This window comes from Pseudolactococcus reticulitermitis (assembly GCF_002260845.1).
In the GTDB taxonomy this organism is placed as follows: domain Bacteria; phylum Bacillota; class Bacilli; order Lactobacillales; family Streptococcaceae; genus Pseudolactococcus; species Pseudolactococcus reticulitermitis.
On the sequence record NZ_BEDT01000003.1, the window covers coordinates 192,246 to 205,129 of the forward strand.

Consider the following 12,884-nt stretch of genomic DNA (forward strand, 5'->3'; position numbering starts at 1 on the left):
TTTTTTGTTACTGCTCCTGCAACAATTTTTTACTGCTCGTGCAATATTTTTTTACTGCTACTGTAACAATCTTTTACTGCTCCTGTAACAATTTTTTACTGCTCCTGTAATAGATGTGTATCAAAAAAACAGCCTTTTCAGCAAGAAAGCCTGTTTTTGGGAGGGCGATTTAAGGGCTCAAATAGACTGTTTCATCTGCTATTTCATTTCTTTCCCAAATTTCTTACCAAGTTTGACCCATGACAGAAAGCTGACCAAGGCGACTAAGAGGAAACCAAGGATGAGATGGAACACATTTTGACAGTCACCTGTTCTAGGCAACTGTTGACCTGTCGTTGGTAATGTTTGACCAGTTGTTGGCAACTGTTGGCCTGCTTGCCCAGGATTAGTCGGTTTATAGACAAAGCTGAAGGTTTGGAGGCTGCTGAAAAACTCAATTTCTCGTAAATTTTCAAAATATAAATCGCTTAACCACACACTTCCATTTTTGAAAAAACATTAAATATGTTAGTTTTTCAGCAGCCTTGAAAGTTTGGGCTTGATCTGTAATCATGGCAGTAATTTTATACGTAAAGTGTTCACCGTTTGGTAATTCCAAATTATTCTGAACTGTGACAGGAGGCTCCGGAATTACCTCTCCCACGGTCACTTTCTCGGTATGGAGCACGGTACGTTGACCCGCAACATCCTGCGCAAAGCTGATGGTATAGTCATTGCTGAATTTGGCGACAAGCGTTAAGTCCGTGTGGACATTCTGGATTGGAAATGCGACATCCTCTCCATTCTCTTCTGTTTTGATGATTGACAGCAAAGCAAAAAATCACAGGAGCCTACGTTTGAACAAGGCTCTCCTGTGATTTTTGTATTTTTAACGCTTATTCAGTGACTTCTGCCACAACTTCTGGTGTTTCAGTTTCAGCAACTTTTGCTAATGGTTCAAGGTTACGGTAACGTGCCATACCAGTACCAGCTGGGATGATTTTACCGATGATAACATTTTCCTTAAGGCCAAGCAATGGATCTTTCTTGCCACGAATGGCAGCATCAGTCAAGACACGCGTTGTTTCTTGGAAAGATGCAGCAGACAAGAATGAGTTGGTTTCAAGCGAAGCTTTAGTGATCCCCATGAGGACTGGACGAGATGTCGCAGGCACGCCACCATCAAAGAGAATTTGTTGGTTGGCTTGCTCGAAATCAGCGATGTCCATAAGGGTACCCGGCAAGAGATCTGTATCACCAGCATCCATGACGCGGACTTTACGGAGCATTTGACGGACCATGACCTCAACGTGCTTGTCGCCAATTTCAACCCCTTGGCTTCTATAGACTTTTTGCACTTCGGCAAGCAAGTAGGTTTCAACTGAAAGTGTATCGCGAACTTGAAGCAAGTGTTTAGGCTGAATAGACCCCTCAGTCAACGGTGTCCCACGGTGAATGAAATCGCCAACTTCAACATGCATACGCGCTGTAAATGGCACTTCGTATGTCCGTGTATCCGTTTCGCCTTTGACCGTTACTTCTTTCTTACGTGTCGCAGCTTCTTCAGTGATTTCGATGACTTCGCCTGTTACTTCAGTGATGACCGCTTCCCCTTTAGGGTTACGGGCTTCAAAGATTTCTTGGATACGAGGGAGACCTTGGGTGATATCTTCAGATGACGCCACACCACCCGTGTGGAAGGTCCGCATGGTCAACTGTGTACCTGGCTCACCGATGGATTGGGCAGCGATTGTGCCGACTGCTTCACCCACTTCAACTGCATCACCAGTTGCCAAGTTGACACCATAACAATGTTTGCAGACACCATGACGTGTTTTACATGTAAAGACTGAACGGATTGTTACTTCTTTGATGCCAGCTGCAACGATTTGCGCTGCAATGGCTTCTGTAATCAGCTCATCTTCACCGATGAGTTGTTCACCTGTTTCAGGATGAACAACCGTTTTACGTGTGTAACGACCATTGAGACGTTCGGCTAATGGTTCAACCATTTCCTTACCAGTCGCAATATCGCTAATCACAAGACCACGGTCAGAACCACAGTCATCTTCACGGATAATCACATCTTGGGCCACGTCAACGAGACGACGTGTCAAGTAACCAGAATCGGCTGTTTTAAGGGCCGTATCAGTCATCCCTTTACGGGCACCATGGGTCGAGAAGAACATTTCCAAAACGGACAAGCCTTCACGGAAGTTGGAGATGATTGGGAGCTCCATGATTTTACCATTTGGCGCTGCCATCAAGCCACGCATACCCGCGAGCTGTGAGAAGTTGGAAATATTACCACGGGCACCTGAGTCCATCATCATGACGATTGGATTCGACATATCTTGGGCATCAATCAGGCGACGTTCAAGTTCTTCTTTGGCACCACGCCAAACGTCTGTTACCATGGTATAACGTTCATCATCCGTCATAGCACCACGACGGAATTTCTTGGTGATTTGCGCTACTTTATCATGGGCTTCTTCGATAATTAAGTTTTTATCTGCAACGACAGGAATATCTGCGATCCCTACAGTCAAACCAGCCTTAGTTGAATGGTGGTAACCGAGGTCTTTGAGACGGTCAAGCATTTCAGATGTCAAAGTCGTGCGGAAGCGTTTGAAGACTTCTGCGATGATGTTACCCAAATGTTTTTTCTTGAATGGTGGCACCAAGTCAAGCTTTTGGATAAATTCTGCAACATTGTCACCAGGCGCCATGAAGAAACGGTCGTCTGTTTGTGAGGTCAAGTTTTCTTGCGTGGGTTCATTCAGATAAGGGAACTCTTCTGGCATAATCGCATTGAACAAGATTTTACCAACAGTCGTTGCCATAACCTTATCTTTTTGGTCTGCCGTCCAAGGTTTGTTGAGTGATTTCGTTGCAATCCCGACACGTGTGTGCAGGTGAACGTAACCATTGCGCCAAGCCAATTCAGCTTCATTAGCGTCAGCAAAGACCATGCCTTCACCTTCGCGACCTGCTTCTTCCATGGTGATGTAGTAGTTACCCAAGACCATATCCTGTGACGGTGTGACAACTGGTTTACCATCTTTCGGGTTCAGAATGTGCTCAGCAGCTAGCATCAAGATACGCGCTTCTGCTTGGGCTTCTTCAGAAAGTGGCAAGTGAATCGCCATTTGGTCACCATCGAAATCGGCATTGTAGGCCTCACACACAAGTGGGTGAAGACGAATAGCACGACCATCGATCAAGACGGGTTCAAAAGCTTGGATACCGAGACGGTGAAGGGTCGGTGCGCGGTTAAGCAACACTGGGTGTTCTTTAATCACATCTTCAAGGACATCCCAAACATCTGGATCTTGACGTTCAACCTTACGTTTGGCAGCACGGATATTCGGTGCCATGTCACGTTTGACAACTTCACTCATAACGAATGGTTTGAAGAGCTCAATCGCCATTTCACGTGGCACACCACATTGGTACATTTTAAGGGTTGGTCCCACGACGATAACCGAACGACCAGAGTAGTCGACACGTTTACCGAGCAAGTTTTGACGGAAACGGCCTTGTTTCCCTTTCAGCATATGGCTGAGAGATTTAAGTGGCCGGTTACCTGGACCAGTAATCGGACGACCACGACGACCATTATCGACAAGCGCATCTACAGCTTCTTGCAACATCCGTTTTTCGTTTTGAACGATGATATTGGGTGCGTTTAATTCCATCAAACGTTTCAAACGGTTGTTTCGGTTGATGACACGACGGTACAAGTCATTCAAGTCAGAAGTCGCAAATCGACCACCGTCAAGTTGCACCATTGGCCGCAAATCAGGTGGGATGACTGGTAAAACATTAAGTACCATCCACTCTAATTTGTTGTTTGATTTGTTGAAAGCATCCAAGACATCCAAGCGACGGATGGCTTTGACACGTTTTTGACCAGTTGCAGTTTGCAACTCTTCTTTAAGGGCTGAGATTTCAACATCCAAATTAACATTTTTCAGCAAATCTTGGATGGCCTCAGCCCCCATTTTCGCCACAAATGACCCAAAACCATTTTTGAGCATTTGTTCGCGATATTCGCGCTCCGTCAATAATTGTTTTTTCTCAAGTGCCGTATCTTTGGGGTCAATGACCACATAGCTTGCAAAATAGATGATTTCTTCGAGGGAGCGAGGACTCATGTCTAAGGCTAAGCCCATCCGTGATGGAATTCCTTTGAAGTACCAGATGTGTGAGGTTGGCGCTGCGAGTTCGATATGCCCCATGCGTTCACGGCGAACTTTGGCACGTGTGACTTGGACGCCACAAATTTCACAGACTTGGTTTTTATAGAAAACGCCTTTGAGCTTACCACAGCTACATTCCCAGTCTTTTGATGGGCCGAAAATACGTTCATCAAAGAGACCTTCGCGTTCTGGTTTTTGTGTACGATAGTTGATTGTTTCTGGTTTTTTGACTTCACCAAAAGACCAAAAACGGATTTTTTGAGGAGAGGCAATCCCAATTTGCATGCTCTCAAATTTATTTACATCGACCATTTTTTCTCCTGTAAATTGAGTTTATCTTTAATCAGGATTAAAGATAAACTCGGCAAGATTGACGTCAAAATTGCTTCCATTCTGACGTCAATCTTTTGTTTTCGATTTCCTGTTCTGACACCAAGATTAAACGTATTGGCACGGCAAGCTTATTGGCCTGATTCTTCAATCTCTAATTCTTCCGCCTCAACTGCCGCAGCAACTACTGCCTCTTGCGCCTCCAACATTTCCACAGTCACTTCGACTTTGTCATTGTGGTGTGGCTCTGTATCATCGTCCAGTTCCCGAAGTTCGAGGACATGATCATCAACGTCCAAGACTTTCATATCTAAACCGAGTGATTGGAGTTCTTTTACCAAGACGCGGAATGACTCAGGCAGACCTGGTGCAGGAATTTTTTCGCCTTTGACAATTGCTTCATAGGCTTTGGTACGACCAACAACGTCATCAGATTTATAAGTCAGGATTTCTTGCAGAATATTGGCAGCACCATAGGCTTCCAGTGCCCAAACTTCCATTTCCCCAAAACGTTGACCACCAAACTGTGCTTTACCACCGAGTGGTTGTTGGGTAACGAGTGAGTACGGTCCGACTGAACGGGCATGGAGTTTATCGTCAACCATGTGGTGAAGTTTGATCATGTACATGACACCAACTGATACACGGTTATCAAAGGCTTCACCTGTCCGACCATCATAGAGGACAGTCTTAGCATCATCTGCCATACCTGCTTCTTTAACAGTATTCCAGATGTCTTCGTCACGCGCCCCATCAAAGACAGGTGTGGCGATATGGATGCCAAGTGTGCGAGCTGCCATCCCAAGATGAAGCTCCATAACTTGTCCAATATTCATCCGTGATGGGACACCCAGTGGGTTCAACATGATGTCGACTGGTGTGCCATCTGGCAAGTAAGGCATGTCTTCTACTGGCAAGATGCGGGATACAACCCCTTTATTACCATGACGACCGGCCATTTTATCCCCAACATGAATTTTACGTTTTTGAACGATGAAGACACGAACCAGTGTATTGACACCAGTTTGGAGTTCATCGCCATTTTCACGACGGAAAATCTTGACATCATGGACGATACCATCGGCACCATGTGGGACACGAAGTGAGGTATCACGAACTTCACGCGCTTTCTCACCGAAAATCGCACGGAGCAAGCGTTCTTCTGGTGTTGGATCCGTTTCACCTTTAGGGGTCACTTTACCAACGAGAATGTCGCCTTCTTTGACTTCAGCACCAATCCGGATGATCCCGAACTCGTCCAAATGACGCATGGCTTCTTCACCCACGTTTGGAATTTCGCGTGTGATTTCTTCTGGGCCAAGCTTTGTATCGCGTGTTTCAGATTCATATTCTTCGATCGCAATAGAGGTATAAACGTCATCTTTAACGAGACGTTCACTCATAATCACGGCATCCTCGAAGTTGTACCCTTCCCAAGTCATGTAAGCAACGAGTGGGTTTTGGCCAAGCGCCATTTCCCCACCTTCCATAGAAGGCCCGTTACCGATGATTTCATCTTTGTCAACCTTGTCGCCAACTTGAACAAGTGGGCGTTGGTTGTAAGACGTCCCTGAGTTTGAACGACGGTATTTTGTGACTGTATATTTGTCTAATTCGCCAGTTGTACGACGGATACGGATTTCGCCACCGTCAACAAATTCAACTGTTCCTTCATGTTTGGCAAGGATGGCAGCACCTGAATCATGCGCTGCTTGATGTTCCATACCGGTTCCGACAAATGGTGCATGCGGATCAATCAACGGCACTGCTTGACGTTGCATGTTGGCACCCATGAGGGCACGGTTGGAGTCATCGTTTTCCAAGAAAGGAATACAAGCTGTTGCGACTGCGACTACCTGTTTAGGCGAGACATCCATGAAGTCAGCCTTATCTGCTTCCACTTCGATATTGTTACCACGTGTCCGCGCCATCACTGTGTCACCAGAGAATTGATTATCTGCTGTCAATGGTGAGTTAGCTTGCGCCACGATATAGTTATCTTCTTCATCAGCAGTCAAATAATGGATTTCGCTGGTGACGACACCATTCGCACGGTCAATCCGACGGTAAGGTGACATGATGAAACCATATTCATTGATTTTACCAAATGATGACAAGTTATTGATCAACCCGATATTTGGTCCCTCAGGTGTTTCAATCGGACACATCCGGCCATAGTGGGTGTAATGCACGTCACGGACTTCATAGCCGGCACGGTCACGTGTCAAACCACCAGGTCCGAGGGCTGACAAACGGCGTTTGTGAGATAACTCAGAGAGCGGATTATGTTGGTCCATGAACTGTGACAACTGTGAGCTACCGAAAAATTCTTTGATGGCTGCCGTTACAGGACGGATGTTAATCAAAGATTGGGGTGTCATATTTTCGTCATCAGCTGAACTCATCCGTTCACGAATGACACGTTCCATACGGCTCAAACCGATACGGACTTGGTTTTGGAGCAATTCGCCAACTGAGCGAATCCGACGGTTACCCAAGTGGTCAATATCATCCACACGACCGATACCTTCGTTAAGTGCCAACCAGTAGTTGACGTTGGCGATAATATCAGCAGGTGTTAAATGACGGACTTCTGGTGCGATTTGACCGTTTGAAATCACGTTGATGACTTTTTCTGGATCTTTTGGTGAGTAAACTTTAACAACTTGGATGTCGATAGGTTCTGTGATGACCGCATCATCTGACGGATAAAGTGTCACAGTGTTCAGACCATTATCAAGTTCAGTCTCGATACTATCCAAGACATCACGTGTCAATTCTGTGTCTTTGTCAACTAAGATTTCGCCAGTTTCACCGCTGACTAAGGGTTCTGCAAGCATGAGTCCCAAAAGACGATTTTTAAGCGCTAATTTTTTGTTGACTTTATAACGACCAACTGGTGCAAAGTCGTAACGGCGTGGGTCAAAGAAACGCGCTGTCAGTAAGCTACGTGAGCTGTCAGCTGTTTTAGGTTCGCCAGGACGCAGGCGGTCATAGATGTCTTTAAGGGCTTCTTCTGTCCGTGTGTCGCCAGCATATTTGTGAATATCTTTTTCGATTGTGGCGCGCGTCAATTCGCTATCGCCAAGGATTTCGAAGATGTCATCATCAGAGCCGAAACCGAGGGCACGCATAATCGTCGTAAATGGTAATTTACGCGTGCGGTCGATGCGGACATACCCGATACCTTTGGCATCAGTGTCTAACTCAAACCAAGCACCACGGTTAGGAATGGTTGTATGACCATATGATTCCAAACCATTTTTATCAACTTTTGGATGGAAATAAGTCCCCGGTGAGCGAACCAACTGAGAAACGATGATCCGTTCCGCACCATTGATGATGAAGGTCCCCATTTCTGTCATGAGTGGGAAATCGCCGAAGAATACTTCTTGTGTTTTCAACTCGCCAGATTCTTTGTCAACCAGACGGAAAGTCACAAACAATGGTGCTGAGTAGTTGGCGTCATGTGCACGCGCTTCCTCGATTGTGTATTTAGGTTCTTTCATTTCATAACCGACAAACTCCAGATCTTTTGTACCTGCGAAGTTATCGATTGGTAACATTTCTTTAAATACATCAGCCAACGACTGGTCTAAGAAACGTTGATAAGAGTCGGTTTGAATTTCGATCAGATTCGGCAAATCAAGTACTTCTTTGATTCGCGAAAAGCTGCGTCTAGTACGGTGTTTACCGTATGCTACGTCATGTCCTGCCAAGATCTTCTCCTCTAAATTAGTTCAAGTGGATGTGTGCAATGCGGTCAATTTATCGTAGAAAATAAGTTGACCATTTTTTAGTTTGTCATAGCTTCTTTTTGTAAAATGAAATTTTCAGAAAGATTTTTTTTGCGTTACAGTTTGCAATTTTCACTGCTTCAGACGTCAAAAAAAGCAACGAAAATACAACTTCTCGCTGCTCACAAAGCACTAGGGACAATATTTCCTAGCATTTTGCCGACAAACTCTTTAGAGTATTATAGCATATTTTAGTATTGCTTTCAAGGGGGGCTTTATCTCGACTACCGTTTCGTAAATTTGATTTTTCCGAAAAATACTTAAAATCAATGGTTTAAATTTAAAATTTGTATGTTTCATAAGTTATTTTCGTAAAAGTATTCAAAAAAGAACACTAATTAGGGAGTATATTGTTCCAATATTAAAATAATAATTAATTTTATCTGCTATTTCTTTTGAAAACTTGATATTCTTTTAGAATATTCAGGGAAATATATTTTGGACCAAATTTATGAAACGGCCGTGCTATATCTCGACTGCCTTTCGTCTCCCACTTCATACGCCATCAATCACAAAAATTAGCTGAAGATTATCAACTATTTCTAAATCTTTAGTCTACTTTAAGCTGTATCGCTTACACTTAGACTTGTAATCATTTATAAAACAGCTCAAGGGAGCTAAATCGAAAGGTAGGGTCAATGAATTTTTTCAAGAGAGCATGGCTGTATTTAACAGCAAAAGTGGGGAAAACGGCGATTTTAATGCTCGTTTTTACAGCAATTATGGTATTTGTTTTAGCAGGTTTGACCATTCGGCAAGCCGCTATTAAGGCGACAGAAAATGCTAAAAAAGAAGTTGGCGCCTCTGTCACGTTATCAGTAGACCGTGACAAGATGCTACGAAAATCATTAGAAACGGCAAGCGCTGACGGATCGCCTGTGCGGATAAGGGAAACACCTGTCCCGCTTAGCCAAGCAGAAAAAGTAGCCAAGATGGCGAATGTCAAAAGTTATTCCTTTTCTACTTCTGCAAGTGCTGCGGCAGATTCAGGTATTGAACCAATTATGGGGAATTCAGAGGCAGCCGAGCAACAAAATTCTGCGGGGGGTAGACTAGGCGAGAACTATGATACTAAGAGCACCGTTGCCATGAATCCGGACTTTCACATGACGGGCGTCAACGATTTGTTAAGTCTCCCAACATTTAAGGACGGGACTGCTAAGATTGTTTCTGGACGTCCGATTGGTGAACAGGACAAGGGGACGAACCATGTTGTGATTGAGAGTCAGTTAGCAACCGCTAACAAATTAACCGTTGGCAAAACGTTTACCTTGCAAGACGAAGATGGCAAAAAACGCGAGGTCGAAATTGTTGGTATTTATAAAACAAGCCAAGTTGCTGATGCTGTTGCACAAAGAATGCGGTCTTTGAATCCTGCGAACACCATCTATGCTAACTATGTCCTGACCAATAGTTTTAAAGAGGATAGTATTGAGAGTAGCAAGCAAACCATTGATAGCGCCGTCTATTATTTAAAAGATCCAGCAAAAATAGACCAATTTGTAACGGCAGCCAGCAAAAAACTGGATACTGATACCATGACCTTGTCTGCCAACGACCAAGCCTATCAACAAATGCTGACACCATTGAACAATGTCGCGAGCTTTGCAACCAATATCGTGATTCTGGTTGCGGTGGCTGGTGTGATTATTCTCAGTTTAATCGTCATTTTAAGCATTCGTGAACGGCGCTTTGAGATTGGTGTTTTGATGAGTCTAGGTGAAAACAAGGCAAAGATTATCAGTCAATTTTTCATTGAACTTTTCATCATCATGCTGGTCAGTGTTGGTCTTGCGGGCTTGACAGGCAACGTGATTGGCAATGCCATCGGCAATCAACTTTTAAGTCAACAAAATACAAGCCAACAAGAACAGGCACAAAATAATGCTGAGCCCCAAGACAGGGGTGGTTTCATGGGTGATATTGGCGGACCGTTTAAGCCTAGTGAGCAAGAGGCCAAACAGATTGAGCGGATGAATGTCAAAATGACAGCGAAAACGATTTATCTACTCGGCGCTCTAGCCTTGGGCATCGTTTTGATTGCGATTTGCGTCGCCTCTGTCGGTATTTTGAGGCTGGAACCCAAAGCTATACTGACGACCAACTAAAAAATAGCCAAGCGAATCACTGGAGGAAAAGACATGTTAGAAACAAAAAATCTTGGTTTTTGGTATCAAAACCAAGCAGACACCTTATTTAAAGAGGTCAATTTACAATTTGAAGCAGGCAAAATGTATGCCATTCTGGGCAAAAGCGGGAGCGGCAAGACAACCTTTCTGTCGCTCATCTCTGCCCTTGAATCCCCAAAAGAAGGCGAGATTCTCTACAATACGGAAAACTTAGACAAAATCGGTCTGACACGTTTTAGAAGACACCACCTTGCCATTGTCTTTCAAGCCTATAATCTCTTGACTTATATGACTGCCTATCAAAATGTCAGCAGCGCACTTGACATCAGCGGTGTCAAAAAAGAAAACAAGCGCACTTTCATTACTGAAAGTCTCAAATCAGTTGGGATTACTGAGGATTTATGTCACAAAAAAGTTGCCCAACTGTCTGGTGGGCAACAACAGCGGGTCGCCATTGTCCGTGCCATGATTACTGGCGCTGATATTATCGTCGCTGATGAGCCAACGGGCAATCTTGACGCAGAAACAGGACGCGAGATGATTGCCTTATTTGAAAAAATTGCGCATGAACAAGGTAAAATCGTGATTTTAGTTACCCACGATAGTGATATTGCCAAACGCAGCGATGTGACCTATGAATTGAAGGATAAAGTCTTTCATGTTCGCAGTTAAAAACTAATAAAAAAGCAGGATAAACATGTTCAAACGTTGTCATCCTGCTTTTTTACTTAGCCAAGCGCTGCTAAAATTTTCTTGACCGCATCTTCTGTCCCTAATGGCAAAGCATGGTAGGCATTCATTTCCAGTTTCTTAGCCTCAATGAACCGCAAACGCTCTGTCATACTGGCTTTTAAGGATGCCACATAGCCTTCGTGCTCAAAATCAGGATTGAGATGTTTAATTGGCAGATAGGACAAGCCTGCAATCGGGCCAAACGGCACGAAACTGCCGATACCATCAATAATCGCCTCAATCGCACCGAGTGTGTGATGGGGTTTGACTTTAGCCCCATTGAAATAGCCAGTATTCAAGATATAGCAGTCAATCTCTTGATCTTCAAATAACTTTTTAAAGGCTGTGAAATCTTCCCCCAAGGCATAAGACCTGAAGGGATTAGCGAAAGGTTCAATGACAATTTCATTGACATCAATATCCCCCACGATATTTTCAGCGGTCGACCGCTTGGTCGCAAGGGTCAAGCCAAAGATAGAGGCTAATTCTGGATCACTGACCTTGACAACTGGTGGCAGGCTCTCATCTTGCATAATCCAATAAACCGCGTTGATTTTCTCTTGGATATGATCGACACGATTGGGCGTGACCAGTTTAGACTTGACCGTTCGACCGTTACCATTTCGGATGTCTGCTGTGACGAGGACTTTTTTGCCATTTTCATCCAGCGTGACCCCGACATTTTGGCAAGTCAGGAAATATTTGACCATGTCACTGGTCATGGGATAGTCCTGTGTTTTATCGAAATAAGCAGGCTCTAAGGCTGTGGTTGACCCATCCTCATGATTGATGATAAAGGCATCATCATGCAGGACAGTCACTTGATACTTACTGTCATTTTTAGCCAGCGTAATCGTTGACTTGCCTGAACCCGATAGCCCAAAAGCTGCCATGGTGTATTTTTTGCCGTCGCTCAGGGTGTACTGCTTCATGCCACCATGGCAGGCGATATAGTTGTTGTCATGCGCTGTTGCCCATGCCAGCGTCAAAGTTGCCTTCTTATACTCGCCAAAATACCGCAGCCCCAAAATCACAGCGACATTATGCTTGGGATCAAAAAGGGCTAGACCATTCGGATAATCTGGATGTTGCCAGTCCGGATCGCCAAAAACGTATAAATCGCCAGTCGAATAGGCTTTAGACTGGGCATACATCTCTTGGTAGGCTGTCGTTTCCCGCTGGAAATTCAGTAGGTAATTTAAGATGGTATTGGCATACGCGGCGGGCAACAAGAGATGACTTTTGAGCATAAACTCGGGATCCAGCCCGACATAAACTTCGGTGGTATAAACTTTTCTTTGACTGATGCCAAAGACCGCTTCACGAACGAGGCGTGCAAAATAAGCGCTATCTACGCCTGGTTGACCGATAATTTTTCTCGCGGCTGAGGTGCGGCCGACGACTTCGCCATCGTTAAAGACTAGCACCTGGCTGTCTTCTGGAAAGCCATGAATTTCTGGCTCATGGATAGGCAAATCAGTGACAATCGTTCCCGATGTATCTTTGGCTAAGTTGTAGGCTTGGGCAACCGTCTCAATTTTTTCGACGTTATTGGCATAAAAAGCCGTTTCGACTGTCGTTCTAATCGCCGAAAATAAGGGATTCTTTTTTTGAATGTCTTTGATTTTATATTTTCCGATAGATGTCATCTGGTCGCCTCCTTGATAGCTCATCCTCATCACATGTTTATGGTTTTATTATACGCCTTTTATCGA

7 protein-coding genes are annotated in these 12,884 nt (G+C 44.4%); 2 read left to right on the forward strand and 5 right to left on the reverse strand.

Annotation, left to right across the window (positions count from 1 at the left end; genetic code table 11):
* Nucleotides 1-198: 198 nt before the first annotated feature.
* From RsY01_RS06990 to rpoB, 4 genes are all read right to left on the reverse strand, one after another.
* The gene (locus RsY01_RS06990; RefSeq protein WP_094784842.1) at nucleotides 199-477 is read right to left on the reverse strand and encodes a hypothetical protein; all 279 of its coding nucleotides are present in this window, start codon (nucleotides 475-477) and stop codon (nucleotides 199-201) included.
* Entirely contained in the window at nucleotides 452-811 is a 360-nt protein-coding gene (locus RsY01_RS06995) for a hypothetical protein (protein WP_094784843.1), read from the reverse strand. Before RsY01_RS06995 ends, RsY01_RS06990 begins: the two co-directional genes overlap by 26 nt.
* Nucleotides 812-875: 64 nt before the next feature.
* Nucleotides 876-4,493 (reverse strand): DNA-directed RNA polymerase subunit beta', encoded by a 3,618-nt coding sequence (rpoC, locus tag RsY01_RS07000; protein WP_094784844.1) that lies wholly within the window; start codon nucleotides 4,491-4,493, stop codon nucleotides 876-878.
* Between the two features lie 149 nt (nucleotides 4,494-4,642).
* Nucleotides 4,643-8,230: a DNA-directed RNA polymerase subunit beta gene (gene rpoB / locus RsY01_RS07005; RefSeq protein ID WP_094784845.1), complete on the reverse strand. Its 3,588-nt coding sequence runs from the start codon at nucleotides 8,228-8,230 to the stop codon at nucleotides 4,643-4,645.
* 716 nt (nucleotides 8,231-8,946) lie between these two features.
* On the opposite strand from rpoB, the gene RsY01_RS07010 reads away from it, so the two are divergent.
* Both RsY01_RS07010 and RsY01_RS07015 read left to right on the forward strand, forming a co-directional pair.
* Nucleotides 8,947-10,416 (forward strand): ABC transporter permease, encoded by a 1,470-nt coding sequence (locus tag RsY01_RS07010; protein ID WP_094784846.1) that lies wholly within the window; start codon nucleotides 8,947-8,949, stop codon nucleotides 10,414-10,416.
* A gap of 33 nt (nucleotides 10,417-10,449) precedes the next feature.
* The gene (locus RsY01_RS07015) at nucleotides 10,450-11,109 is read left to right on the forward strand and encodes an ABC transporter ATP-binding protein (protein WP_094784847.1); all 660 of its coding nucleotides are present in this window, start codon (nucleotides 10,450-10,452) and stop codon (nucleotides 11,107-11,109) included.
* Between the two features lie 56 nt (nucleotides 11,110-11,165).
* Here the strand turns inward: RsY01_RS07015 and RsY01_RS07020 are convergent, their stop codons facing one another.
* On the reverse strand, nucleotides 11,166-12,818 hold the full coding sequence (locus RsY01_RS07020; RefSeq protein WP_167373241.1) for a phosphoenolpyruvate carboxykinase (ATP): 1,653 nt from the start codon (nucleotides 12,816-12,818) through the stop codon (nucleotides 11,166-11,168).
* Between the last annotated feature and the right edge of the window lie 66 nt (nucleotides 12,819-12,884).